General features: G+C 44.1%; 17 protein-coding genes, 2 pseudogenes and 1 riboswitch. Of the genes and pseudogenes, 17 read left to right on the top strand and 2 right to left on the bottom strand.

All coding sequences use genetic code 11. From position 1 onward, the window contains the following. Positions 1-324 precede the first annotated feature (324 nt). Positions 325-1,743 (top strand): helix-turn-helix domain-containing protein, encoded by a 1,419-nt coding sequence (locus NSS66_RS08095; protein WP_028540680.1) that lies wholly within the window; start codon positions 325-327, stop codon positions 1,741-1,743. A 453-nt stretch (positions 1,744-2,196) separates the two neighbouring features. Continuing rightward, a riboswitch (M-box (ykoK) riboswitch) is annotated at positions 2,197-2,369 on the top strand. A gap of 311 nt (positions 2,370-2,680) precedes the next feature. Beyond that, entirely contained in the window at positions 2,681-3,235 is a 555-nt protein-coding gene (locus NSS66_RS08090) for a DUF1003 domain-containing protein (protein ID WP_049828342.1), read from the top strand. A 153-nt stretch (positions 3,236-3,388) separates the two neighbouring features. Here NSS66_RS08090 and NSS66_RS08085 read toward each other — a convergent pair. Continuing rightward, a pseudogene (locus tag NSS66_RS08085) lies at positions 3,389-3,650 on the bottom strand (hypothetical protein); the annotation flags it as partial. Between the two features lie 837 nt (positions 3,651-4,487). Here NSS66_RS08085 and NSS66_RS08080 point away from each other — a divergent pair. Then, positions 4,488-4,926: pseudogene (locus NSS66_RS08080) on the top strand (NucA/NucB deoxyribonuclease domain-containing protein). Positions 4,927-5,160: 234 nt separating this feature from the next. Then, positions 5,161-5,895, top strand: coding sequence for a fibronectin type III domain-containing protein (locus NSS66_RS08075; RefSeq protein WP_226887760.1), 735 nt, complete (start codon positions 5,161-5,163; stop codon positions 5,893-5,895). A gap of 476 nt (positions 5,896-6,371) precedes the next feature. Here NSS66_RS08075 and NSS66_RS08065 read toward each other — a convergent pair whose 3' ends face one another. After that, positions 6,372-7,850 carry an FAD-binding protein gene (locus NSS66_RS08065; protein ID WP_226887761.1) on the bottom strand — a complete coding sequence of 493 codons (1,479 nt, stop codon included), beginning with the start codon at positions 7,848-7,850 and terminating at the stop codon, positions 6,372-6,374. A 605-nt stretch (positions 7,851-8,455) separates the two neighbouring features. On the opposite strand from NSS66_RS08065, the gene leuC reads away from it, so the two are divergent. The 13 genes from leuC (at position 8,456) to NSS66_RS08000 (ending at position 26,748) form a co-directional block, all read left to right on the top strand. Then, positions 8,456-9,880 (top strand): 3-isopropylmalate dehydratase large subunit, encoded by a 1,425-nt coding sequence (gene leuC, locus NSS66_RS08060; protein WP_013310634.1) that lies wholly within the window; start codon positions 8,456-8,458, stop codon positions 9,878-9,880. A gap of 20 nt (positions 9,881-9,900) precedes the next feature. Beyond that, positions 9,901-10,503, top strand: a complete 603-nt coding sequence (gene leuD, locus NSS66_RS08055; protein WP_013310633.1) for a 3-isopropylmalate dehydratase small subunit — start codon at positions 9,901-9,903, stop codon at positions 10,501-10,503. A 232-nt stretch (positions 10,504-10,735) separates the two neighbouring features. Further along, the gene (locus NSS66_RS08050) at positions 10,736-12,310 is read left to right on the top strand and encodes an N-acetylmuramoyl-L-alanine amidase (protein WP_075154373.1); all 1,575 of its coding nucleotides are present in this window, start codon (positions 10,736-10,738) and stop codon (positions 12,308-12,310) included. A 293-nt stretch (positions 12,311-12,603) separates the two neighbouring features. Next, positions 12,604-14,103 (top strand): N-acetylmuramoyl-L-alanine amidase family protein, encoded by a 1,500-nt coding sequence (locus tag NSS66_RS08045; protein WP_023989083.1) that lies wholly within the window; start codon positions 12,604-12,606, stop codon positions 14,101-14,103. A gap of 45 nt (positions 14,104-14,148) precedes the next feature. Further along, a complete protein-coding gene (locus tag NSS66_RS08040; RefSeq protein ID WP_023989082.1) occupies positions 14,149-14,799 on the top strand; it encodes a GerMN domain-containing protein in 651 nt (216 codons plus the stop codon). Between the two features lie 213 nt (positions 14,800-15,012). Beyond that, entirely contained in the window at positions 15,013-15,687 is a 675-nt protein-coding gene (nth, locus tag NSS66_RS08035; protein WP_023989081.1) for an endonuclease III, read from the top strand. A 56-nt stretch (positions 15,688-15,743) separates the two neighbouring features. Then, positions 15,744-16,016, top strand: coding sequence for a hypothetical protein (locus NSS66_RS08030; RefSeq protein ID WP_013310628.1), 273 nt, complete (start codon positions 15,744-15,746; stop codon positions 16,014-16,016). A 481-nt stretch (positions 16,017-16,497) separates the two neighbouring features. Continuing rightward, on the top strand, positions 16,498-20,157 hold the full coding sequence (locus NSS66_RS08025) for a dynamin family protein (protein WP_340958734.1): 3,660 nt from the start codon (positions 16,498-16,500) through the stop codon (positions 20,155-20,157). Between the two features lie 263 nt (positions 20,158-20,420). Beyond that, positions 20,421-22,196: an ABC transporter ATP-binding protein gene (locus tag NSS66_RS08020; RefSeq protein ID WP_340958733.1), complete on the top strand. Its 1,776-nt coding sequence runs from the start codon at positions 20,421-20,423 to the stop codon at positions 22,194-22,196. Further along, positions 22,193-24,031, top strand: coding sequence for an ABC transporter ATP-binding protein (locus NSS66_RS08015; protein WP_068942685.1), 1,839 nt, complete (start codon positions 22,193-22,195; stop codon positions 24,029-24,031). Before NSS66_RS08020 ends, NSS66_RS08015 begins: the two co-directional genes overlap by 4 nt. A 129-nt stretch (positions 24,032-24,160) precedes the next feature. Next, the gene (purT, locus tag NSS66_RS08010; RefSeq protein ID WP_071558575.1) at positions 24,161-25,345 is read left to right on the top strand and encodes a formate-dependent phosphoribosylglycinamide formyltransferase; all 1,185 of its coding nucleotides are present in this window, start codon (positions 24,161-24,163) and stop codon (positions 25,343-25,345) included. Further along, on the top strand, positions 25,338-25,799 hold the full coding sequence (locus tag NSS66_RS08005; RefSeq protein WP_013310623.1) for a GNAT family N-acetyltransferase: 462 nt from the start codon (positions 25,338-25,340) through the stop codon (positions 25,797-25,799). The genes purT and NSS66_RS08005 overlap by 8 nt, the downstream gene beginning before the upstream one ends. Before the next feature lie 208 nt (positions 25,800-26,007). Next, a complete protein-coding gene (locus NSS66_RS08000) occupies positions 26,008-26,748 on the top strand; it encodes a CAP domain-containing protein (protein WP_028540689.1) in 741 nt (246 codons plus the stop codon). Positions 26,749-26,922: the final 174 nt, after the last annotated feature.

Raw genomic sequence — 26,922 nt, 5'->3', positions numbered from 1 at the left:
TATTTGCTTATTTATAGAGTAGCATAATATCACCAATCATTTGTAGTCCCACTCAGCAAGTAACCCTCCGTACTTTTGTACAGTCAGATCAATGTAAGTGTCTGCTTTTTGAAGGATTATATTTCCATTAACATAAGTCTCACCGGTAACAGTGGCAGGGTTATTTGACTTCAATGCAGAGTGACTCTTTGGAACTGCTTATTTTATATACTTCGACATTCGATGCAAATAAATAAAAATTATTGACAACTGTTAAATTATGGACAACAATAGAATGCAATAATATATAAATATTGGTACTTCTGTATGGAGGGTGGTTTATCTATGAAAGTTACACCCACGATTAGAGCAGAATTGGAACAATATCTAAAACAAGAAGGTTTGAGCATGATGGAGTTTGGGCATATAGCGGGCATGAATAGGGGGATAGTAAGTAGCATAGTGTCAGGCAATAAATCTATGTCTGTTAACCAGATAGATCGCATTACCGAGGCTATGGGGTTACCGGAAGGTCACTTTTATGACTTGTTCATAGAAAACTACATCATCGACCATCCTCCGAATATGAGACGAATCGAGCCATTTTTGTTTCGCTGTGCGGAGTTGGACAAGTTGGATGCAATCCGTCGAGTGGTGGGAGCCATCATGGACAATCTACTGTATTCACCCAAGCTATTTGAAATTGCAGAAGAATTGTTGGCGCAGGGAAGACATGCGGCTGCATTGCTGCTCTATGAGGGGGTAGCTGAAGCGGAGAAATATCAACATTCAGAACGATTGGCAGTCTGTCAATATCGTATATTCACGATTCAGATTGGTGACGACCAAAGCCGCAACCACAAGGCAGCTATACTATTTGAGCCTTATGTCGAGCGCCTAGATGATTTAGAACAACTTGATGCGTTAAAGGATTTGGCTAATGTGTACAGGTCTTTGCGTAAGTGGGACAAGGTTGAGGAAATGGCAAGGCAAATGAGAGGGAAAGCTGAAGTACAATATTCCATAAAGCATCAGCAGAAGAATCGAAAGAACAGGGAGCATGAAAAGGAAACCAGAAATCCGTTATTTGGATACATTGCTTACGCCGATTTGTTGTGTGCTAGTGTTTGTGAAGCCCAAGGCGATTATCAACAAGCTCTACAATATACATACGCCTATGCGGATTTAGACTGGGTTAAAGAGGATGACGAGGATACAAAACACTGGGTAAACCTGTTCAGTCAGTGGGCGGTAGGAAATACTTACGTATATAAGCTGTTGTCAGGAGAAATAAGCCTGCTGAACGATTATGTTGAATATATTGCTACAACATCAGCCGCTAACGAGAATGAAAAGCTTTCAAAACTGCTGAATGTTATAATCGCAGCAAACCAGTTTAGCATAGATGTAGACAATATACTCAAACGATTTGAAACGCTAATTGCGACTTTTTCACAGCAACCATCATCAGATGATATGTATACCCGACAAGTGATACCGGATTATATCGCGTGGTTTGGTTACGAATTAGGTTTTTATTATTTATACCGAGGGAAGTACATTGATGGCTTTAAATATTTGATGAATGCAATGGTAAAGTCACATATAATAAATAATGAAACTTACTTTATAAACTGTATGGGGTTGTTTGTTCGTTTTCAAGCCCATGCAGTTCCTGAAACTAAAGCTGAGTATTTCAATTTTATTGAAAGGGTGTGGGAAAACAATGTTCAAAAAAATGGTATTTTTAGTCATCGCGGCTAGCTTTTTGTTTATTGTTACTATGCCGGACCAAGCCTTTAACCACCACCATAGTATTCAGCCTAACGTTACCATTGGAGGATTTTAAAGAAAAAGCTCTGCTAACCTGATGGTCGGCAGAGCTTTCTTTAGTGCAGGAATTACCACACACGGCAGAATAACTATCTGAGGTGATCAGCTTGAACCATACATATAAAGTGTTAAAGTCGGATATAGAACTATTTGCTGCTGCATTAAGCCAGGTAAGAGTATATGTAGTAAAACCGTTGGGTGATGATATGATGTAAGTTTTAGACCATCTGTTTGCCGCAACTGCGGCCCCACGACTTATTATTTTTGCGTTATAAGGGGGAGTGCCAGCGTGGCTGTCACCAGGCACAAACACATGTGGAATATAGCAAATATATTTGGGTTTGACAGCACATTTAGACAGCAGTATGCTTGCTAAGGAAATATTGATGTCCTCGTTAGGTGAGGCTCCTATATGAACATAAGCCACTGCCCGGAAACATCGAAAGATGCCAATGGGTATAACAGGAATTGCCGGATTAAGGCTCTTCTTAATGTGGCTAAAGAACTTTGGTTCTTTTACGTCGTATAGTGCTAAAGCTCGACTTGGGGGAATCGGATATTTGTATGCTTTATCCTGCATGCAGAACGACGCCCTTCAGTTAGCTGAGGGGCGTTTTTATTTCAATGTTGTAGTATTGGCAATGATTTGGTTCCAGTGTGATCAGTAAAATATGGAGCCCACAACATGTTAAGGGGAGAGGGGTTGAACCATTCAATGAGTAGTCGAAGTTCGTCTGAACCGGATCCAGAACCAGGGAGTCTATTGGCAGTCGGGTTAAAACTAGATACCATAATTGAGTATGGTTGCTATTCCTCCCCTACGGGTTAGTATTGGGCCCGACTGCCTTAAAACAAGGAGGCAGTTGACATGTCAAAAATGAATTTTTTTCAAAAAAAACAGCAAAATAAAAGTGCTGCTCATATTCAAGGCTTTGATATTGAATTGAATCAGGAAAATACCCGTCGTATTGATCGGCTAGTCGATAGTTACGAGAATAGCATTCTTTCTCATTTAGATGAAGCGTACCAAAGAACGACAAGCTGGCAAGATCGTCTTGCAGATCGGATTGCATCATTCGGCGGTAGCTGGAGATTTATTACTTATTTCGCTATCTTTCTGACCCTCTGGATACTCTTGAACAGCTTGCCGTTTACTCGCTTTCATTTCGATGAACCTCCATTTATCTTGTTGAACTTGTGTTTGTCCTTTATTGCAGCATTTCAGGCTCCGGTCATTATGATGAGTCAGAACCGCCAAGCTGCAAGGGATAAGCATGAATCGATCATTGACTTCGCGATCAACTACAAAGCCGAACAAGAGATTGACGATATGCAGAGCCACCTTCATCGGATCGAAGGCGAACTGATTGAGATTAAAAAACTCTTACTTGTTCTAAAACAACCGAATGAAGAACATAAATGACACTTTAGATTATATAGAGGCCCCGTAGAGAAGTTTTTACCTGAATCGATTCCGATTAACGAATCTTATTTCTTCCGAATCAATTTGAATTTAGAGTAGATGTGAAAAAGGACTCCGCTGGTATGTAACCAGTATGAAGTCCTTTGTTGTTTATTATTTTGTTGAATACTCGCTTACTTCAAATGTGAGTATTTTATTGAATATTACATAGTCCTTACGGTTGCTGAATGGACCTTTGTTGTTATTGTGTTTATCGATAGCAAAGAATGAAGGGCCTCTACCAGCATCTTTAGCGTCATACCAAGCAATGAATGCACTGAGTTCTTTTTTACTTAGATCGAATTCCTTATCAAATCCATTGTCCATTGTCCATTGTTACAGTCAGAATAGCTCGGTCGCCAGTTGGTTGTGCTGGTTCGGTCGGCTCAGTAGGTTCAGACGGATTAGGCTCAGGACTTGGTGTTGGATTTGGCGTCGGTGTTGGTTCAGGTGTCGGTTTAGGATCTGGTGTTGGAGAAGGTTCCGGTGCTGGTACTGTATCTTTACTGTTGAAAAAGTCAAGTTCGCTTATATTTATGTCTTCACCACTAAGTGAATAAAGAGTGACGAATCTAACGCGTTCTACTTTTTTTTCATTTGGAAGCTTCTTCAGTTCTCCATTTCCTACGTTGGTTTCAAATATGCCTATATAACCTGTGTCTCGGTCGTAGAAACTAATTCTTAAATTTTTAGAATCACTTTTAAGCTTGTAAGAATCAATAGTTCTATCTGTACCTAAATCAATCATAACCATCTTATCTTTAGGAAGTAAATAGTTTGTTTCTTCATTGTTATCTGTTATAAGTGTTGTACTTGCTTTGCTTGCATGGGGTCTTCCTATAAAATATATGTCAGGTATCATTGCATCAACACTTTTTCCGTTGGCATAACCTCCCGTATAGGCACTCACTGATGACAATGGGAGGAAAATAGTAATAAGTAAAGTGAAGCATAAAATTAAATTGAGCTTTCTTTTCATGTATAAATCCCCTTTTTGTTTATTTGCTCAGTAATCATACAAAATTGAAAAAGGGAGTCTAAACATTAATGTCTATATATTCAAAAATAAGTTTAAATGTGGTTTTTAATTTCTGGAGTAATGAGCTCTGCCCGAAAACTGGTATGAGTCCTTTTTATTATGTGACAATATACGCGATACTTCGACATGTCTCCCAATATAGTATTGAGAAGATTAAATACTATGGAGGGTCGTATGATAAAAGGAATCGCAAAAGGATTAATCGTATTGTTACTGGCAGCTATCTTTTCCGTACAGGGTGTTTATGCTGAACCGGCAGCAATCAACCAACAAGCAGCAGTTGGGTATACGCTGGAGTTCCCAAGCTCACGTTATCCAGAAACAGGGGATGCAATAGCAGCCGGACATTCTGCGGTGTGTACAATTGATCGGGATGGAGCCGAAGAAAACAGGAAGGAATCGCTCAAGGGCTATCCGACGAAAAAGGGATATGATCGCGATGAATCGCCAATGGCAATGTGTGCAGAAGGTGGCGCAGGTGCTGATATCAGATACATAAAGCCTAGTGATAACCGGGGAGCAGGATCATGGGTAAGTCATCAGTTAGATGAGTATGAAGATCGGGACTAAAGTGAGGTTTATTGTAAAAAAAACAAGGACTCAACCAGTATAGAAGCTGGCATGAGTCCTTTTTAATACCCAATAAAAAATAAATATGCAAATATATTGATTATATTTATAGATTAGCAAGTTTATGTTTAGACACATTCTAAAGAATGTATTACCGTAGTATCTGTTATACAGCACTTCAAAATATACGACCCAATCGGGAGCGCAGATTAAGTTCTCATTCTATGGAACAAAACTGAGACTGATTGGTACAAGATACCTAGATAGACCAACTAATGTGCAAATTACAATAGATAATATTGATGAAGTATTTTCTCAAAATGGAACGCTTTTAAGACAAAATCTATCATATGAAAAAACAGGACTACCAGAAGGAAGACATAATGTAACAATTACTGTACCACAGCTTACCGGGGGTCACTATGATTTGGATGCAATTGATATTGATAAAAATGGTAAATTAGTAGATGTTAATACTGCCGCTAATCTTACAGCAAAAGCTGGAGACGGCAAGGTTACTTTAAAATGGGATCAAATAGAGAATGCAGAAAGCTATACAGTTAAATACGGAACGGAGTCAGGTAAATACACTGAAACTGCTACAGCAACAAAAGATGCCTATGGAAACTTCATCATTCCAAGTCTGACCAATGGAACGAAATACTACTTTGTTGTGAGTGCTAAAGTAAATGGTGTGGATTCAGAATACTCCAATGAAGCTTCAGCAACTCCACTAGGAGGAGGAGGCAGTCAACCTGATCCAGAGCCAACTACTGGAGATCGTGCAATATTGGTGGTCACTATGACAACAGGCTTGGAAAAAGAGTTTGACCTAAGCATGAAAGAGGTTAATGACTTTATCTCGTGGTACGAAAACAAACAGGCTGGTTCTGGATCAGCTTCATACGCAATCAATAAGCACGATAACAATAAAGGCCCATTCAGCAGCCGCAAGGACTACATGCTGTTTGATCGTATCCTTACGTTCGATGTAAGTGAATACTCTAAATAAATCAAAAAGCTCAGCTGACCTTAATTGGTCGGCGGAGCTTTTTTTTGTTAAGAAGCCCTTCCTTTAACCAAGACCTCGCATAGCCTATGGAGTATAGTACCCTAAAGTAAAGGAGGCGTTACGTGTGGGGGAAATGAAAAGAGACTACGAGGGAATCACCGGAAGAGTTTGGACATCGATAGCTGCTGTATTGGCATTGTTCATTTTGCTGGTAATCATCTTAAAATTAATTCATTTATAAAGATTCTTAAGCTCCCACCGGCATTTTTTCGAATTGCTGTTTAGCCCTGTGCTTTTTATCCTTTTGGTCATAATGACTAAAGCGTGTTGAATTTAATTTCTTGAGCATAGCCACATTAGTTCCCGAGGAATCTATAAGGTTCGCCGTTCGGCCCTAGGCTAATCCATGAGGGTCGCCTCTTTTTGGAATGGTTGGGTGGTACTTTCCATTAGCCAAAAAGGCGACTCTTTTTATCCTATTTTTGGATACTCAACAAGCCTGACTTTGCTTCAAGATCTTCTATAATTTCCATTGCAACAAAATATCCAAAAGACAATGTTAAAATATCCTCGTATCGTTTTCCTGATCCTCTTGCTCTACTTAATATGATGTTTTGACTTTCTTGTATTTTTTTTCTAAGGAATGAAAGAGAAACCACAGGTGGATTGGAAGCGATCAAATCCATCATCAGAGTTGACAACTTTTTCTGAAACTCTTCAATCGGAAAGTCATTATTTTCTTTTGAATACAGATGCATCGTTTCAGGTGGATCTTTAAATGAAGTTTGATATTGAGTATTGAAAACACCTTCATTAGCTATTTTGTCCGCAATTAATTTACCAAAAACGATCCCCGATGCGAATGCTTGCCCAGGGATTCTTCCTATACCAAGATCACCATTAAATTGAGCTTCTCCAGTAGCAAAAACACGATTCAAGTTTATAGCCTCAGCATTAGCATTGATTTCGATTCCTCCTGAAGAATAGTGCATCGTTGGTGTAATTTTAATTCTTTTATTTTTAACTACCTTAGGACTAAATCCATATTTTTTGAATTTTTCATTTAAAACATTTTCATCAGCATGGCTCATATCCAAGTACATGTCTTTTTTTTGTTTGATACATTCAAGTTGGAATTTTAAAATCTCATCAATCATTTCGTGGTAATCATCTCGAGCAATTGCATCACAAATATACTTATCTTTTAATAATTGAACTCCATCCTCATCTATTATTTTCCCTTGACTCAAAGATACAACCCCGCCCAATAAAATTTGCCTTCCGTTATATATAGACCAAGGATGACACATTACTGTAGACATTCCCTTTAATCTTGCACCTATTTTTTTAGCTAAGATAAGCGTTTCACCAGTTGAACCCGGCGAATTATCATTGAAACAGAATTGTCCTGCATATCCTCCCGTAGCTAATACCAAATAATTTGTAAATATTCTGATAAATTGATCTGATTGTGTGTCATAAAATATTGCGATAATTCCTTGATCGTACTTTTCCAAATGAATCAAAATTTTATTACACATCGGTTGTTCAATATGTTGTAACAAACAATTGATTAATTTCTTTCCCCCATGTGATTTAATCAAACATTCAGGCATGATACCAAAGGATGTTTTCTCATAAGGAATTCCTAATTCTTTGAAGAAATTTATAATTATGTTGGAATTCCTATATAGCGCTTCAATTACTGATCGATCTGCTCCACATTTATCAATAGTAAGATTAATAATATTGTTAACTTCATTCTCTGATGGAACCCGAGTATTTGCGGCTGAAAGAAAGGAGTTGCTTTGTTTGGGTGCATTCTTTTTTGTTACAATCGTGTACTTAATATTATTTTTCGACAAATAATAAGCAGCAGTAAGCCCTGAGATCCCCGTACCGACAATCAAAATTGGAGTGTAGTTTTCAACGGATATTCCATTTTGTTTCATCATTCCAACTCCCTTTTAGGATGTGAATGTTATCTTCGGCTGAATCTCGTAGTCAGTTTTCTATTTGTTGCAACAAAACGCATCATGATGATATTCATAAAATTCTTGCTCCGTTGTTAATTGCCTGTAATTTATATCAAATTATATAACTATATTTCGTTTTATACTTTATATAGTTATTGAGAGCTAACAAAATCAAATACGAACAGTTTTGCAAAAGTAGAGGAAAAAAAGAACCATTATAGCAATCGCTAAGATGATTCTTATTACGATTTCCAATATCCTTGTTACCAACGAAGAATGGAATCCAAACAAAATATTTTCCTAATTGTACAAGTTTATTCCTTATATTGTCAACATTATCTGAGAATATATAATTGACTCAGCTTTCGCAGTATGAATATTCAAACAAATCCTTAATGTAATAACTGGCAGTACCTTAGAAAAGGCGACAGAGTTCATAGTATCCATCCTTATAGCCTTAACCTATCACTTCTATAGATATCATATCTTAGACCAATCAAACATCCCGTGGTATATTATTGACATTCAAGAGAGAGCCGTTAGCTTCTCTCCACTAGGTTCGAAAAACACAGGGGTGAATAATGATGAGTAAAAAGACCATGTTCGAGAAAATTTGGGATAACCATGTCATCTATCAGGAAGCGGGAAAGCCGAGTATTTTGTACATTGATCTTCACCTCGTACATGAGGTAACATCGCCGCAGGCGTTTGAAGGATTACGTCTTAGCGGTCGTCAGGTGCGTCGTCCAGAGCTTACGTTTGCAACGATGGATCATAACGTGCCGACTAAGGACCGTTACAATATTACGGACCCGATTTCCAAGCAGCAGATTGATACATTAACTCAAAATTGCCGTGATTTCGGTGTTACACTGTATGATCTGGATACGGTGGATCAAGGTGTCGTTCACGTTATGGGGCCTGAACTTGGTCTGACTCATCCGGGCAAAACGATTGTTTGTGGTGATAGCCATACCTCCACACACGGGGCGTTCGGAGCACTCGCTTTTGGTATCGGAACCAGTGAGGTAGAGCACGTAATGGCAACACAATGTCTCCAGCAAGCTAAAGCCAAAACGATGGAAGTTCGCTTTGTAGGCCGCCGCAAACCTGGTGTGACAGCAAAGGACATGATTTTGGGTGTCATTGCCAAATACGGTACAGATTTCGCCACAGGTTATGTTATTGAGTACACAGGTGAATCTATCCGCGAATTGAGCATGGAAGAGCGCATGACTGTGTGTAACATGTCCATTGAAGGCGGAGCCAGAGCAGGAATGATTGCACCGGACGAAACCACCTTCAATTACTTGCGTGGACGTCAACATGTAGCACAAGGAGCTGCTTTCGAGCAAGCGGTTGCTGAGTGGAAAGAGCTTGTCACAGATGAAGGCGCTGAGTTTGATGTCGTGCTGGAGTTTGACGTAGATGCTTTGATTCCGCAAGTAACCTGGGGCACCAGCCCGGGGATGGGTACAGATATTTCCTCAACTGTACCGATTCCGGCAGAACTGCCAACCGAAAACGAACGTAAAGCAGCTGAAAAAGCGCTTGAATATATGGATTTGAAGCCAGGTACTCCGATTACGGATATTGCGATTGATTATGTGTTTATCGGCTCCTGCACCAATGGGCGGATTGAAGATTTGCGTGCAGCCGCTGAGGTTGCCAAAGGTTACAAGGTTTCTGACAAAGTAACGGCCATCGTCGTACCAGGTTCGGGGCGTGTGAAAATTCAGGCTGAAGAAGAAGGGCTGGACGTCATTTTTACAGAAGCAGGATTTGAGTGGCGTGAAGCGGGATGCAGTATGTGTCTTGCGATGAATCCAGACGTACTGCAACCGGGACAGCGTTGTGCATCGACTTCTAATCGTAACTTTGAAGGTCGTCAGGGACGCGGAGGAAGGACTCATCTGGTATCTCCAGCAATGGCAGCCGCTGCGGCGATTCATGGACATTTTGTTGATGTACGGGATTGGAAATTCAAGCAGGAAGAAGTAGTCCGCTAGGATACAGAGGAGGAATTACGATGGAAGCTTTCACAACATTAAAAGGAATTGTAGCACCTGTGGATCGGGTGAACGTGGATACAGATGCTATTATTCCTAAGCAGTTTTTGAAACGAATTGAACGTACGGGCTTTGGACAGTTTCTGTTCTACGAGTGGCGGTTTGATGAAGCGGGCAATATCAATCCTGAATTTGAACCGAACAAGCCTCGTTATGCAGGGGCGTCTGTGCTGATCTCTCGCGCTAACTTTGGCTGTGGCTCCTCACGTGAGCATGCGCCGTGGGCGATTATGGACTATGGGTTTCGTTGCGTAATTGCTCCGTCTTATGCGGATATCTTCTATAATAACTGTTTTAAAAACGGTATATTGCCGATCAAGCTGTCTGAAGAGCAAGTAGAGGAATTGTTTCAGCGCACGGCGCAGCATGATAACTACCAATTAAACATCGACCTGAATGATAAAACGATCACTGACGATTATGGTCTGAAAATTGAATTCGATTTGGATGAACATCGCCGCCAGTTCCTGCTGCAAGGCTTGGACGATATTGGCCTGACACTCCAGCATGAATCTGAAATTCTGGCTTATGAACAAAAACGTGCTGCGAAACAAGGCGCATAGGGTTAATTCCCAGTTCAGTTTCAATACGTAGTCATATAGCTAGCTCATTTGTTAGACAGAAAGCCCGTACTGGCATTACTTTTGCCTGCGGGCTTTTATCATGCTCAAAAAATAAATTGGAAAATAAGGGGTTGACGGTTCGACTCAGCATGGTATTGTAAATGTAAAATGATTGAAGGACTGTGTCTGTGAGAAATACCAAAAAATACATATATAAGTTAGGGGAATGAGAATGAAGAAATATGGTTGGGTGATACTAGCGGCTATCTTGATTTGGTTGTGGCCGTCCTCCCCTCATGCGAATGCGGCTGGAGCAGATTTGTTTTTAGATGGCAAAAGGGTGGAAGCGCCTGCAGATGCCAAGCCTGAAATGGTCAATGGAAAAATCATGGTACCGCTAAGGGTGGTTGGGGAGCAGCTTGGATATCAATTCAAGTGGGAACCACAATCCTATAAAATCTCAATTCAAAAAAATAGTACCGATATGTCCATGTATGTAGGCCGTACATCGGCTGATGTGAATGGAAAAACAGTTAGTCTGGATGCACCTCCTGTGCTTCGGGGAAGCTCGACCATGGTCCCATTGCGTTTTGTTGGGGAGCAAATGGGGCTAAAAGTAGATTGGAATAATAAAAGTAAATCCGTAAATCTCAGTCAAAAGGCTGTAACTCAACAAGCGAGTAAACAGTCTCAATCCCAACCATCGTCGCAAACGTCAACACAGAGTACAACAAGCACCAATAAAACGTCTTCAGCAACAGCGACGACAATAAATCCAGTTGAAGCAGACAAGCATACTGAAGCCGCATCTTCACCAGCCAAGCAGCAAAATACAGAACAGACCACAGCAAATGCGTTGCTTGTACAAAATATTACTTTTGAGGGTGAAACGTTAAAGATTTCTCTGAACAAAGATGTTACCCCTAAAGTATCCAAAATGACGGGGAATGATCGTATTGTTGTAGATTTACCCGGGGCTTCACTGGCGACTGATTTTCTTCAGCCGTTCCCGATTCGCACCGATGGCACGCGGGCGTTGACGAATAGTGACGGCGAGGATGTGCAGGAAATTAGATTTGCTCCCACAGATGGACAAAATGGGGGCGTACGCATTGTCATTGCTTTAAATCAAGCACGTGATTACGATCTTTCAACCAATGGCCTAGGCGATATCACCCTTCAATTGCGTGAGCGTAGTGTGAATCCGGTAGTGGTAACACCAACGAATGTCGAAGGACGGCGAATCGTCGTCATTGATCCCGGACATGGTGGCAAGGACCCTGGGGCAGGTAGTGTGACTGGGCGACATGAAAAGGAATTTACATTGGCGGTAGCGTTAAAGGTCGAGCAGCTTCTACAAAATGATCCTGACATTCAAATCGTATTGACTCGCAATGGAGATACGTATCCCACGCTGGATGAACGACCACAACTGGCTAATAGTCAACAGGCAAGCGTGTTTGTATCCATTCATGGTAATAGTATGCTAGCTTCAGATAAAGGAAAAACCAATGGCTCTGAAACCTATTATGCACGCCAGGACAGTTTGGCACTGGCAAAGGCGATGCATAAATATCTTGTAGCGGCTACCGGATTTAAGGATAATGGCATCAGGGTGGCAAACCATGTGGTGACGAGAAAATCACAAATGCCCGCTGTATTGCTGGAATGTGGCTACCTTAGTAATCTATCAAATGAAGCAGCCATGTTCACAGAAGAAACACAGGAAAAGATCGCCGAAGGTATTGTCGATGGGTTGAAGGAGTATCTTGGAACAGGCACAGGAGCAACTGAATCACTTAACTAAGGATGTTTACAATAAAAGCTACTTTCCACCTTTTAATGAAAATTCATGGGGTGAAAAGTAGCTTTTTTAGTTTTTTTGGCTGTGACTTTTGATGGAAAGCGAATGATCTATATTTTTAGTCAAAATTCGACAAAAATAGTTCTTTGGCACGTATATTTCTGTTATGATGGAATATATTCGCAACTTTTGGTGTGAGATAACGTCTATAAGGTTGTCTGATATTACATAAGCGCGTATATCAGGTCGCCGCACCGGAGCATGTGGCAAAAAAATTATGAATGGAAGGGTGACGAATGAAGAAATTTGGTTTTTTGTTGTTATTATTTGTCTTCATGTGGGCGGTTCCGGGTTATGGACATGCGGCTTCGAGTGGAACACAAATCTATCTCGACGATCAACAGTTAAGTGTCCCTAGTGGTGCTAAGGCACAAGTAATTGGCGGAAGTACAATGGTCCCGCTACGCGTAATTTCTGAAAATTTGGGATATGACGTGACATGGAAGCAGCAGGCGCGAACCATAACGATTGAGAAAGACAGTACCTCGATCCGAATGATAATCGGAAGTAAGACGGCGACTGTCAATGGAAGCGACATTAGTCTGGATGCTTCGCCTCTGCTGCGTTCCAATTATGCCCTTGTACCGCTTCGTTTTATCGGCGAGCAAATGGGACTGGACGTAAAATGGGACAGCAGCTCCAAGTCCGTAAAATTATATACCCGCAGTAGCGGGTCTGGAAACGGGGAATTTACACCTCCCAAGTCCGGAAATAACAGTACAGGTACTGGTAGTGTTACTGCACCAACGAATAATGCGAACTCAGGTGTTACACAGGTGCAGGGAGTTAGTTTCAGCCAAAACCGTTTAACCATCACAACAGCCAGTGCCGTCAAGCCGAAAGCGTTTACGATGGCAGGCCCTGATCGGGTAGTGGTGGATTTGCCAGCGACTGCGTTTGCTGACAATTTCGGAGAGCAGCAAAAGCTGGATAGCAACTTAAATGGTTCGCTGGACATTGAGAATGAAGCGGATGTGTCCGGTATCCGTTATGCTTTATTCCAAAAGGAACCTTCAACGGTGCGCGTTGTTATTGATTTGAAACATGCCATGAATTATACCGCATATAATGATGGTTCGAATCGTGTTATCGTCGATCTGGCTTCCAAAGATTCTGTGAATACCACGCCAGACGCAACGTTACCAGATGGCTCACAGCCGGATGACACGCAGACATCACCAACTAACAGCAATGGTAAAAAGGTCGTTGTTATTGATGCTGGCCATGGAGCAAAAGATTCTGGAGCAGTTGGTGTTTCAAGAAAAAATTATGAAAAGACCTTCAACTTAGCTATGGCTCTGAAAGTAGAAAGCATATTAAAGCAGAACCCCAAGCTTGAGGTTGTGCTGACACGCAGTGATGATACATTCTTGGAGCTTAAACAGCGCGTAAAAGTAGCTGAAAACCTTAATGCTAACGTGTTCGTGTCCATTCATGCTAACAGCAGCGGTAGCTCAGCTTCCAACGGTACAGAGACGTATTACCAGCGTAGTGCAAGCAAAGCGTTCGCTAACGTTATGCATAAGTACTTTGCTCCTGCGACGGGTCTGACAGACCGAGGCATTCGTTATGGCAATTTCCATGTAATTCGGGAAACGACTATGCCAGCCGTACTGCTTGAAGTAGGATATCTGAGTAATGCAAAAGAGGAAGCCACACTGTTTGATGAAGATTTTCAAAACCGGGTAGCTCAAGGGATTGCAGATGGAATCACAGAGTATCTCGACGTAAAATAGATCTTCAACAAATCGCTTGTCAACGTCAAGCAAGGAGGGGGACATATGAACAAGAAAATCGTAATTGCAGGCCTGCTGGCACTGTTTGCCATTGCAGGTGCAGGGTGTGCCTCTAAGCAAACAACGGCTCCTGCGACTCCATCTCAGGAAACACAAACTTCGAATGCACAAAATAGTACACCTGAACAGACGACCCCTGAACCTTCGGCTCAATCTGCTGAAAATAATGGGGCGAGTCAAACACCTGCATCTCCGTCAACAGAGCCTACAAAGACCAAGACGGACACGGAAAATTCAGGAGATCGACAAACACAGCAGATTACGGTGTACTATACGGATACACAAGAGAACGGCTTGAAAGAACAGAAAAAGGAAATTACCTATCCAAGCGAGCTGGAAAAATTGCAAAAAGCGTTTGAAGCTCTGCAAAAGAGTGGGGATTCTGCTCTTATCCCGTTGTGGTCCGAGAAAATTTCCGTGCATAAGATCAAATTAGATAACGGTGCATTGACTTTTGATATTTCCCTGCCGGACGAGGCTCGATTGGGAGCTGGCGGCGAGGAATTGGCTATCGATGCCTTGAAGAAAACGATGTTCCAATTCAAGGAAGTCAAAACGCTGGATTTGCTCGTAGATGGTCAATCTTTAGAGTCCTTAATGGGACATGTAGATTTGGATCATCCCATGAGCCGCTAACCGATCAGACAGTATGAAAATTTCTTGGAGATTTACACACTTTTCACGTGCAATCTGTGACAGATAATGATAATATAGGAGTGTATTTCTCGCCTATGCAGGCAGTCATGCACAAATAGTATTCGTTTCTTTCCGGATGATTATTTAGAGTGACCGTCTTGATGCGGGCTATCCCGTATCAAGACGTTTTTTTTGGTAGGAGGTAGGATTTCCGTGAATGCAGCAACCGCACGTCATATATTGGACACCATCGGTACGATGTTTCCGGATGCCCATTGTGAGTTGAACCATGACAATGCTTTTGAATTAACGATCGCCGTGTTATTGTCTGCTCAATGCTCCGATCAGATGGTCAATAAAGTAACGGCAGACCTGTTTCAAAAATACAAGTCACCTGAGGATTATTTGGCTGTTCCTCTTGAGGAACTGGAGCAGGATATTCGCAGAATCGGCTTGTACCGAAACAAGGCCAAGCATATTCATAACCTCTGTCGTATTTTAATAGACCAGTACGGGGGAGAGATACCTTCGGAGCACGATCAGCTGGTTAAGCTACCCGGTGTTGGCCGTAAGACGGCTAACGTCGTAGTATCTACTGCTTTTAATGTACCAGCTATTGCGGTAGATACGCATGTAGAGCGTATTTCCAAACGGCTCGGTTTTGCAGGGTGGGATGATTCAGTGCTTGAGGTGGAAAAAAAGCTGATGAAGAGGGTACCTAGGGATGAATGGTCTTTGACCCACCACAGGCTTATTTTTTTCGGACGCTACCATTGTAAAGCTCAAAATCCTCAATGTCAGGTATGTCCGTTACTTGATGTGTGCAGGGAAGGCAAGAAACGTATGAAAACGTCTCTTATCAGAAAAGATAAGGAACGTAGAGCTTAAAGACCCACAGAGTAACAGAGGGTTTAACCATTTATGTGTAGAAAAGGATGAAGAGTATGAAGTGCATTTCGGTATATACAGACAATTTTGAAGCATTCTCTGATATTTTTGAGCAAATTGTAACAACAGAATTTGCTGAAAACGAAGAGCGCGAGCTTGAGGGAATCACAGTTAGTCATTCCGGTGATGTACCTGAACATTATCTGGAGCGTATGTCACAAAAGCCAGAAGTGGTCGTAATGAAGGACAAATCCCGTGGAATTACGATTTTACAGCATGGTCAAGTATTTGAAATTTTGCTGCCAGTGCTTGAGACTGCAGCTAATTAAGTTCAATTCGCGGACGACATGCGTTGCATGTTCCGGTGTAGGCGGCTCGGCTGGTTTAACCAGCCCGAAGGCGCATATATACACGAACCTTGCAGACCATCCTGATATGGATAGAGCCTCATTCCAATGAAGTGTGCATACATTTTGACCCTGAATTATGGTGTCGCGTTCCCCATGTTCTAAAAGGTGAATGTACGTGATGAGCAGGCTCACCCGTTGTATACATATCTTGCTTCGTCGGTGCTCTTTGAGGGCTTTGATAAATTGCATTCGGTTGCCTAAATACTTATTTCTAATGATCCGTTTGGACAGTATAAAATGAACTTATTATTATCATGTACGAAAACAGCGTTCCTTAAAGCCAGGTACTGGCGGGGAGCGCTGTTTAGTTTTTTTGATGTGATGATTCTCACAACGGCTTAGGAATGCTACAATATAGCTATTTGGTGCAGACAAGTGATAAGGAGTGGAACCGTAGCTTATGATGCAAACGATTACAGGAGATGCGGGAAAGTGGTTGGATACGATAGAACAGATACAGAGTACATTGCGTAAAGCCGAGGATGAAGCGGGAGCGAAGGCGATAGGTGATCTGCTGGAAAAAGCATATGCGCAGGAGCTGACCATTGCCTTTTGTGGACATTTTTCAGCGGGTAAATCGAGCTTGATTAACAGCCTGTGTGGTAAAACTGTGCTGCCGTCTGGACCGGTGCCTACGAGCGCTAATGTAGTGTCCATCCGTTATGGACGTCCGAGAGCGCTCATTCATCCAGCCAAATCAGCGGAAAATCCAGAGCCGGAAAGCATGGAAGCCTCCCTGTCCGAGCTTGCTGAGTATTGTAAAAATGGTGGAGCCTATGAATCGGTTCAAGTGTGGGAGGATGTTCCGATATTATCTAGCGGAGGAGTGCTGCTGGATACACCAGGCGTAGATTCCACAGACCACGGACATGCGCTGGCGACACATTCTGCTTTACATTGGGCAGATATTGTTTTTTATGTGATGGATTACAATCATGTCCAATCTGAAAATAATTTGTCCTTTGCCAAAAGTTTGTCGGATTGGGGCAAGCCATTATATTTGATCATCAATCAAATCGATAAACACCGGGAGCGAGAGCTTTCATTTACACGTTATCGTAATGAGGTGGAGACCAGCTTTCATGCCTGGCAGGTTCATTATACGGATATCCTCTTTACTTCCTTGAAGGAGCAGAATCATCCATGGAACCAGTGGAAACAGTTGACGTACCTGATTCCGAAATTGCTGGAGCGAAAAACAGAGCTTTTGGCATACAGTTTAGTGTCCTCTATGCATCATTTGGTAGAGCAACACGTGGAGACTGTGCAGGCAGCTGAAGAAGAGGAACTGAACACACTGTTAAAAGAAGCAGGTGGAGAAGAAGCCATTTTGCGCCTGGATATAGAGCAGAAAACCTTGCAGCAAGAAGATGAACACTGGAAGGTGCTTCCGGAGCAGGAGCGTAAACGACTGCGTCAAGAGCTGGATCATTTACTGGAACACGCACATTTGACGCCAGCGGAGCTACGTGAAGCCGCAGGCGAATACTTAGAGAGCCGCAAGCCGGGCTTCAAAACAGGAATATGGTTTGCAGGAGGAAAGACTGAGCGAGAAAAGGAAAGCCGTTTGGAACGGCTGACAGGAATGCTGACTGATCAGGTGGAGGGACAATTGCTTCCCCATGTACGGGAGCTACTGAGGTCTTGGGGTGACAGTCAGGGTTTGTGGTCCGCTGCGATGGAGCAGGAGCTGGATGACATCCGCCCTGTGACGGACCGGCAACTGGTAGAGCAGACGGTGAAGGAAAATGCGTTGTCGCCGGAGTATACGTTGAACTATTGCAAGGATCTACGCGCTGCTGTGACCGCCGATTGTCGCCGTAAGGCGCTAACGCTGGTAGACCAGCTGCTGGCCCAGCTTGCAGTGCGAGCCGAAGCCCGCCGCGCGGCTCTCGCGGATGCACGCACTGTGCTGCTGGCGCAGACGGACGCGGCGAGCCGCTACAGCACCCGCGTGCAGGCCTCGGCTTCGCACGCCAGCCTGCTGCGCAGCTTGCTGCCGCAGGCGTCCGCGCCAGGCGGCTTGCCCCGTGCGGACGCGCCTGCACCGGCGTCCGATACCGGCGATGTCTCGCTAGCTGCGGCGCCAACGGGCGTTGCGCGTCCTGGCATCGCTGGCTCGCGGAACGCATCGGGGCAGCCGCTAGCAGGAACGGCGACAGCACAGCCTGCCGCCGGAGGCCGCCGCACGCGGCTGGATGCAGCAGCGGCCCGATTGAAGGCTGCCGCTGCCCTGGTAAGCCCGTACCCTGCCATGCAAGCGGCGGTACGGGATTTACATGCCCGCGCCGCTGCGCTGGAGGGAGGGCAGTTTACGCTGGCGCTGTTTGGAGCGTTCAGCGCTGGGAAATCCAGCTTCGCCAACGCTTTGCTGGGTGAAGCTGTGTTGCCCGTATCGCCGCATCCAACGACAGCGGCGGTTAACCGCATAATGGCGCCTGCAAGTGCTGAGCGCCATGCCACGGCTGACGTCCATATGAAACCAGTGGACGCGTTGCGGGAAGATCTTAAATACTCATTTCGGTTATTAGGATTGGGGGAACCCGCGGCAGCGGGCTGGCAAGAAGCCGTTCATGCTTTATCTCCGGAAGGCATCCATCCTGCGGGTAGGCCTCATTATAGTTTTTTGAAGGCTGCCGCAGCCGGATGGGAAGAAGCTGAAAGCTTGCTGGGACAACAGCTTCAGGTGGATTTAGAGCAGTATCGGGATTTTGTTGCGTCTGAGCACAAATCATGCTTTGTGGAGCATATTGACTTTTATTATGATTGCGCTCTGACCCGTCAGGGCATCGTGCTAGTGGATACGCCAGGAGCGGATTCTGTGAATGCACGACACACAGGCGTGACTTTCAACTATATGAAGCATGCGGACGCTCTTGTATTTGTCACCTATTATAACCATGCGTTTACGCAAGGTGATCGCCAGTTCCTGAACCAACTAGGTCGAGTTAAAGAGACCTTGGCGCTGGATCAGACGTTTTTTATAGTTAATGCATCAGATCTGGCTTCTTCTGAAGAAGAACTGCATTCTGTTACTCGGCATGTACAGGAACAACTACAGGTGAATGGAATCCGAAAACCACGTATTTATCCGCTTTCCAGTATGCTGGCGTTGGAAGCTGCCGAACAGGGAGAGGCTTCGCTGCGTTCAGCTTCACGTTTTGATGCATTTGAAGATGATTTTTCAGCATTTGCAGCCGAAGAGCTGGCAGGTTTGTCCATTGCTTCTGCTATGCAGGAACTGGGTCGGCTGCGGAACCGCATAGGGCAACATGCAACCGATGCCCGGTATAGCGAGGAAGAACGTGAGATTCGATTAGAGCGATTAACTCGCATCCGTGGAGAATTGGAGCATACGCTCCTAGGCCTGACTGACAGCAACGGTGCATCTGTGTTATCGGGTGAAACCGATGAATTGCTGTATCATGTACGTCAAAGGCTGTCCTATCGGACTGGAGAATTTATGGCAGAGGCTTTTCATCCATCTGTTCTGCGTGAAGGAGTAGGTGATCTTCGTTCGGCTTTTGCATCTTGTGGTCGTGAGCTGATGCGTTTAATCGAACTGGAGCTGTCTCAGGAATTGCTGGCAACCACACTCCGGCTGGAAAAAACGGGCCAAATTTTGGTACACAAGACTATACAACAGTGCGTAGAACACATGAACCACCAGTTGCAAGGACTAGATTGTCCGATTCCTGAATCCAGAAACTGGGCTGTTCCCGAGCTGAATGAAATTTCCCTGCAGGAGTCTATTCATTGGAAGGACTATTGGAATAGCTTTAAAAATCCAAAGCTATTTTTTGAAGGAACTGGGCGAGCGAATCTACAAACCAAACTGGAGCCGATATTACGCCAGCGAATCGGGGAAGCTGTGGATCAGCAACGAGAACGAATGTCTTCTTTTTACGTTACGCTGATGCAGGAGGAACAAATGTGGCAGAAAGCTCAGCTTCGAGAGCAAATGCTGGAGACGACTCGTGGCATGGAGCATGCCCTTATGGGCGGTGAGCAGCCACAGGTTTGGGAAGAGCTTGCTGGCAAGATTGCGGCTTTGGAGTAAAGATAAATAAGTACACCATTTATTTAAGTTCAGGACACCGGGTTGTGGGACAACCCGGTGTTTTATGCATGCTCCAAAAAGAAAGCAATACTGAGTAAATAGCCATATTCAATAATAAGAAAGCGATTTAATTTGTCTAATCACCCACCAATTGATAACCTGCCTGAATACGGCTTGTTATCCTCTTTGCCCCCTTGGAAAGCGAATGGTAAACTTCACTAAGCCATATAACAACGTCGTGCAACTAATGGAGGGACATTGACATGGAAGTGCTCAGGCAACTGCAAGTTTTTTTTCGCGAGAGGAGACACTATCTGTTTCTTTCTATTTTATGCCTTGCGATAGCGACGGCCCTGGGACTGGTGTATCCGAACCTGCTCCAAAGGCTAATTGATAACGCTATCATCCCCGGTGACTTCGGGAAAGTCCCGGCGCTGGCTCTGACTGTGCTGGGAGTAGTCATCATCAAAGGGTTCATGCAATTTTTACATGGTTTTTTTGGTGGACGGCTAGGTAACTACTTGGCGTACCGACTCCGCAATGCTTGTTACGAAAAGCTGCAATTTCTGTCCTTCAGATATTATGACACTGCCAAAACGGGGGATCTCATGTCCCGACTGACTGGTGATTTGGAGGCAATTCGTAACTTTATCGGGTTTGGTTTTGCCCAACTCCTCAATGTGCTACTGATGGTCGTATTCGGCTCTATGATGATGCTGTATATTAACTGGCAGCTCACCCTCATTACGATGATCAGCATGCCATTGCTACTCTTCGTCACATTCAAGTTTGAATCCCGGATTCATCCCACCTTTCAGGAAATGCGGATTGCCCTTAGCGCCTTGACGACAGCGGTCCAAGAAAATATAACAGGTGTGCGAACCGTCAAATCTTTTGCCCGCGAATCTTATGAAGTTGAGAAATTTTCAGTACGTAATGAGCAATACAAAAGTAATCAAATTCAGGCTGCTTCCCTATGGAGTCGGTTTTTCCCCGCAATGGAACTGATAGCTTCTGTCAGTGTGGTCCTGCTGTTGGGCATGGGGGGGTATCTGGTCATTCAGAAGTCAATGACCTTGGGGCAGCTCGTCGCTTTCTTTAGCTTAATTTGGTATATTATCGGCCCCATCTGGAGCATTGGCTTTCATATCAATAACTATACGCAGTCCAAAGCTTCTGGTGAAAGGGTCTTGGAACTGCTAAATCAGTCCATAGATGTAACCGATGAAGCCGGAGCACTTAAACTCGATGCCGATCAGGTGGAAGGACATGTTACGTTTGAACATGTTACCTTTGCTTACGGAAATAAGCTCCCTGCTGTTGTTGACATCAATTTAGACGCACCGCCGGGATCAGTCGTTGGAATTTTAGGAGGTACGGGGTCAGGGAAATCTACCATTATTCAATTACTCATGCGCGCCTATAATGTGAATGCAGGAAGTATCAAGTTGGATGGCAAGGATATACGTCACTTGAAGATTCGCGATTTGCGTGCTCAAATTTCTTCCGTGTTTCAGGAGACGTTTTTGTTTTCGTCCTCTATACGCAACAATATTTCATATGGTTTAAGTCATGTCAGTATGGATGACATTATACGCGTTTCCAAACTGGCTCAGGCACATGAATTCATAACTGAACTACCGCTGGGATATGACACTGTCGTCGGAGAACGTGGATTGGGATTGTCCGGAGGGCAGAAACAACGGATCGCCATCGCGCGCGCACTACTCAAAAATCCGAAAATACTGGTACTGGATGATGCTACCAGTGCGGTCGATATGGAGACAGAGCATGAAATACAGACCGGTTTTCAAGAGGTTATGCGTGGTCGAACAACATTTATAATTGCTCATCGAATCTCTTCACTTCGTCATGCCAATGAGATTGTGGTGCTTGAGGAAGGACGAATCGTCCAGCGTGGAACACATGAACAGCTCATTGCTACTCCAGGTCCATATCAGGATGTGTATCATATTCAATACGCCGATTACATAGCTCAGGCTCCAGACGGTGTATCCGAAGGGCAGGTGAGACCATGAATATACCCGCAGAAAAAGTCAAACCGTTAAAAAAACCAACGAATGAACGCTTTGTCTATCAAGATGATGATGTCATTGACAAACCGTTTAACTGGTCAGAATTCAAACGTTTGCTGGCATACATGAAGCCTTATGCCCGTCAGATTCTGCCGATCCTTCTGGTCATGATGATTCTCGGCACTATTACCAAGCTGACCGTTCCTTATTTGATCAGTCTGGCCATTGATAAGGCAATTGCTCCCGCATGGCCTGCACTGCCCAGCGTAAAGTTACTGCTGCTCATCACGGGTGCTGTGCTCTTGTTATATTTAATTCAATGGGCAGCCAGCACGTACCGCATTAAATTCACCAATATTATCGGTCAACGGGTTATTTACGATTTGCGTGAAGATTTATTCAAGCATATTCAAAAGCTATCCTTTAACTTTTTTGATAAGAGACCAGCAGGTTCTGTATTAGTGCGCGTGACAAATGACATTAACTCGCTACAGGATCTTTTTACGAACGGTGCAGTGAATGTCCTGATTGACTGCGTACAGCTTATCGGAATTATTGTCATTTTGCTGCTTATTAACTGGAAGCTCGGTTTGGCGGTAATTGTGACCGTTCCGATCATGTTTTTGATCTCGACCAAGCTGCGCGTACGCATCCGCCGTGCTTGGCAAGAAGTGCGTATGAAGAACTCACGTATCAACTCTCATTTGAATGAGTCCATTCAGGGGATTCGTGTGACACAAGCGTATACGCAGGAGCAGGAAAACATGGCTTATTTCGACGATATGAACAGCTCTAGCAAAAAATCGTGGGATAAGGCTTCTGCCATGAATCAGGTCTTTGGCCCACTTATTGATATTACCGGAGGATTTGGTACGCTTGTGCTGTTCTGGTTTGGAGCGCATTTAATTCAGACAGATCAGCTTACGGTGGGATTACTGGTTGCGTTTGCTAACTATGTTGGGAACTTTTGGGAACCGATTAATCGACTGGGGCAAATGTATAATCAGTTACTGGTTGCGATGGCTTCGTCAGAACGAATTTTTGAGTTTATGGATGAACAGCCGAATATTGCAAACAAACCGGGAGCAAAAGCCTTGCCGTCCATTCGGGGCGATATCCAATTTGAAAAGGTCATTTTTGAATATGAAAAGGGACGTCAGGCGCTTAAAGGTATTAATCTTTCTGTCGAGGCGGGCCAATCTATAGCGCTTGTGGGTCATACCGGATCAGGTAAAAGTACAATTATTAATCTGCTCAGCCGTTTTTATGACATTACGTCAGGGCGGCTTACGATTGACGGTCATGATGTGCGTGATGTCACGGTGGAGAGCTTGCGAAGCCAGATTAGCATCGTGCTACAGGATACATTTATTTTTTCGGGGACGATACGCGATAATATCCGATTTGGCCGATTGGATGCAACGGATGAAGAAATTGAAGCGGCTGCCAAGGCGGTCAATGCTCACGAGTTCATTGTTCACTTGCCAGCTGGCTATGAAACAGAGGTAGAGGAGCGGGGGGGAATGTTGTCCATGGGCCAGCGACAGCTCTTATCCTTTGCTCGTGCCTTGCTGGCAAATCCGAGAATTCTTATCCTGGATGAAGCAACAGCCAGTATTGATACGGAAACGGAGTTGAAAATTCAGGAGGCTCTTCAGGTTTTACTGGAAGGCAGAACTTCGTTTATGGTCGCTCACCGTTTGTCCACCATCCGGAATGCTGATCATATCGTTGTACTGGATCATGGGGAAATCCAAGAAAGTGGTAATCATGAACAATTGATGAAAAAACATGGAATATATCGGGGGCTGGTGGAAGCACAGTTCAGATTTTTGTAAAAAAAAGATCAAAAAATCGTGTTTTTTGTAAATTTAAATGCCGAGCACTATTGCATTCTTGGAGCTAAACCCTGAAAATAAAGATGAAAAGAGATCAGAGCAATTTCGTCAGAGGGGGAAGAGTTCAAGATGTGGGGTGCTCCTTTTTCTGCCAAAGCTAAGAAGATGCTGCTGCTGGGTAGCGGCGAATTGGGAAAAGAAGTCATTATTGAAGCTCAGCGGCTTGGCGTGGAATGTATTGCTGTTGATCGCTATGAACTGGCTCCAGCAATGCAGGTGGCCCATCGCTCTCACTGTCTGGATATGCAGGATGCTGAGGCGTTGAAGGCACTAATTCGTGAGGAAAAGCCCGACATAATTGTACCTGAAATCGAAGCTATTGCTACGGGTGCTTTGGAAGAATTAGAGCAAGAAGGATTTTACGTAGTACCAACGGCCCGTGCCGCCCGTCTTACGATGGACCGGGAAGGTATCCGCAGGCTGGCTGCCGAGAAATTACAGCTTCCGACTGCTGCCTATCGTTTTGCAGATAATTTTGACCAGTTGCGGTCGGCGGTTCATGAGCTGGGCACGCCATGTGTGGTCAAGCCTTTGATGAGTTCGTCGGGTAAAGGGCAGTCTGTATGCCGGGCACTCGAAGATGCAGAATCCTGCTGGAATACGGCGCTGGAAGGCGCGCGTGCCAAAACAACACGTGTCATTGTTGAAGCTTTTGTCCCGTTTGAGAGCGAAATTACCTTATTGACCGTCAGATCGGTTTCGGGTACGACTTTTTGCCCACCGATTGGCCACATTCAGAAAGATGGGGATTATGTCGAATCCTGGCAGCCTCATGGCATGACGGACAAGCAGCTTTCGGAGGCGGAGAACATTGCCCGTACGATTACGGATGAACTGGGTGGTTACGGATTGTTTGGCGTAGAGCTGTTTTTAACAGCTGATGGCGTCATATTCAGTGAAGTATCCCCTCGTCCGCATGATACAGGAATGGTGACCATGATCACGCAGGATTTGTCGGAATTTGCGCTTCATGTGCGGGCCATTCTCGGATTCCCGGTGCCATCCGTCACGCTGCTTACACCAGGAGCTTCAGCTACTTTGAAGGCAGAAGTGGCTACGCGGGATTTTGTAATAAGCGGTCTGCATGATGCATTATTGCTACCCCGGACACAGGTGCGAGTGTTCGGGAAGCCTGAAACCAAGCCGGGACGCCGGATGGCTGTAGCGCTTAGCGCTGCAGAAGATGTGGAAACAGCACGGAAGACGGCCAAAGAAGCTGCTAATATGCTGAAAGTGGAGGTAAATCATGTCTAACAATGTGATGATTCCAGTACTGACAATTCGTTCCGTAGAGCTTGGCGATTGCGAAGCCGTAACTGGACTACTAAGAGAAGTCGGGTACCCGATGACTTGTGGTGTAATGAAAGAAGTTATGGGAACAACGCGGGAGGACAGTCAAGCGAATATGATGGTTGCAGAAATGGATGGTCGTGTTGTCGGAGTAATCGGCATGCATACGGCTCAAAGCTTGGCTTATCCTGATCCTGCCGTACAAATCACCATGCTGGTCGTGAGCGGGGAGTATCGCGGCGAGGGCATTGGCAAGCGCCTGGTGGCTTGTGGTGAGGAGTGGGGACGTGCGCAAGGATGCTATCATTTATTCATTACCGGAGCGAATAACCGCATCAAACAAGTAGAGGCCCGAGCATTCTACAATCGAATCGGCTTTGAAAAGCAAGGCTACCGTTTCAGCAAAAAGCTTAGATAATCAGCCTATAACAAGACAATCTAATACTTAAAGCCTCACTACTTTTAACTTAGTTCCGCATGGGTCAATTCCGAGCGGGGCTATTTTTTTTCCAACTTTTATACCATTGATCCTTCTATAAAACATGATATACTGCTAGAGTAAAGATTACAAAGTTGTAACCAGACGCGTTCACACCAAGGCATTTATACAACAAGGAGATGACGAAATGAAGAATATGTTGAAAAAAACACTGGTGATGGGAAGTCTAAGCGCCATTTTATCCGCAGGATTCATCGTTCCGGCATCAGCTTCACCAGCTGACGATTTGACTGCCCAACTGCAACAATGGTTTCAAAATAACGGATATACCGTCAATATGTCCAACGGGACGACTACAATAACAAAGACCGTAATTAAGGATGGTTCTGAAAAGGACAAGGCTAAAAACAAAACAGCAAATCCTTCATCCGGTAAACAAGCAACAACCAAACAGGGTAGCCAAAAGGCTTCGCAGTCTAGTAACAAGCAACAGACCCAAAAACAAAGCACAAACTCAGGCGCGGGCCAGTCAGCAGGATCGGATGCACAACTGAGCAAGTCCCAATTTGCAGCTGAGGTTGTAAAGCTTGTAAATAACGAGCGCAGCCAAAAAGGTCTGAAGCCCCTCGCATCGAATGCGAAGCTTACAGAAGTAGCCTTAGTCAAGGCGAAGGATATGAGTACGAACAATTACTTTTCCCATACATCTCCGACCTATGGTTCACCATTTGATATGATGAAAAAATTCGGTGTAACTTATACGTATGCGGGTGAGAATATTGCCATGGGACAACAAACACCACAAGAAGTGATGAAAGCCTGGATGAACAGCCAGGGACACCGTGAGAATATTTTGAAGGCAGAATATACACAAATTGGTGTGGCTTACTACAATGGATATTGGGTACAAGAGTTCACACGTAACTAAGATGATCGTAAATACGTTCATAACGTCATGTCGCTGCTACGAAAAGATAGTGACGTGACGTTAATCTGGAGACCCGCTGACACGTTCAGCGGGTCTTTTGGTGTCTCTTATTCCTCCAGTGGCATAACCATTGCTTTATACCAGAAAAGACATAAGGGACGTATTTATAGTATG

It is taken from the genome of Paenibacillus sp. FSL R10-2748 (genome assembly GCF_038005565.1).
In the GTDB taxonomy this organism is placed as follows: Bacteria; Bacillota; Bacilli; order Paenibacillales; family Paenibacillaceae; genus Paenibacillus; species Paenibacillus polymyxa_B.
Note: the sequence above shows the minus strand (reverse complement) of the source record. Positions and strands in the feature narration are given on the sequence as shown.

Excerpts from the sequence above, each read along its gene's own strand:
- NSS66_RS08095 (WP_028540680.1), top strand. The coding sequence starts at position 325 with ATGAAAGTTACACCCACGATTAGAGCAGAATTGGAACAATATCTAAAA.
- NSS66_RS08090 (WP_049828342.1), top strand. The coding sequence starts at position 2,681 with ATGTCAAAAATGAATTTTTTTCAAAAAAAACAGCAAAATAAAAGTGCT.
- NSS66_RS08065 (WP_226887761.1), bottom strand. The coding sequence starts at position 7,850 with ATGATGAAACAAAATGGAATATCCGTTGAAAACTACACTCCAATTTTG.
- leuC (WP_013310634.1), top strand. The coding sequence starts at position 8,456 with ATGAGTAAAAAGACCATGTTCGAGAAAATTTGGGATAACCATGTCATC.
- leuD (WP_013310633.1), top strand. The coding sequence starts at position 9,901 with ATGGAAGCTTTCACAACATTAAAAGGAATTGTAGCACCTGTGGATCGG.
- NSS66_RS08050 (WP_075154373.1), top strand. The coding sequence starts at position 10,736 with ATGAAGAAATATGGTTGGGTGATACTAGCGGCTATCTTGATTTGGTTG.
- NSS66_RS08045 (WP_023989083.1), top strand. The coding sequence starts at position 12,604 with ATGAAGAAATTTGGTTTTTTGTTGTTATTATTTGTCTTCATGTGGGCG.
- NSS66_RS08040 (WP_023989082.1), top strand. The coding sequence starts at position 14,149 with ATGAACAAGAAAATCGTAATTGCAGGCCTGCTGGCACTGTTTGCCATT.
- NSS66_RS08030 (WP_013310628.1), top strand. The coding sequence starts at position 15,744 with ATGAAGTGCATTTCGGTATATACAGACAATTTTGAAGCATTCTCTGAT.
- NSS66_RS08025 (WP_340958734.1), top strand. The coding sequence starts at position 16,498 with ATGATGCAAACGATTACAGGAGATGCGGGAAAGTGGTTGGATACGATA.
- NSS66_RS08020 (WP_340958733.1), top strand. The coding sequence starts at position 20,421 with ATGGAAGTGCTCAGGCAACTGCAAGTTTTTTTTCGCGAGAGGAGACAC.
- NSS66_RS08015 (WP_068942685.1), top strand. The coding sequence starts at position 22,193 with ATGAATATACCCGCAGAAAAAGTCAAACCGTTAAAAAAACCAACGAAT.
- purT (WP_071558575.1), top strand. The coding sequence starts at position 24,161 with ATGTGGGGTGCTCCTTTTTCTGCCAAAGCTAAGAAGATGCTGCTGCTG.
- NSS66_RS08005 (WP_013310623.1), top strand. The coding sequence starts at position 25,338 with ATGTCTAACAATGTGATGATTCCAGTACTGACAATTCGTTCCGTAGAG.
- NSS66_RS08000 (WP_028540689.1), top strand. The coding sequence starts at position 26,008 with ATGAAGAATATGTTGAAAAAAACACTGGTGATGGGAAGTCTAAGCGCC.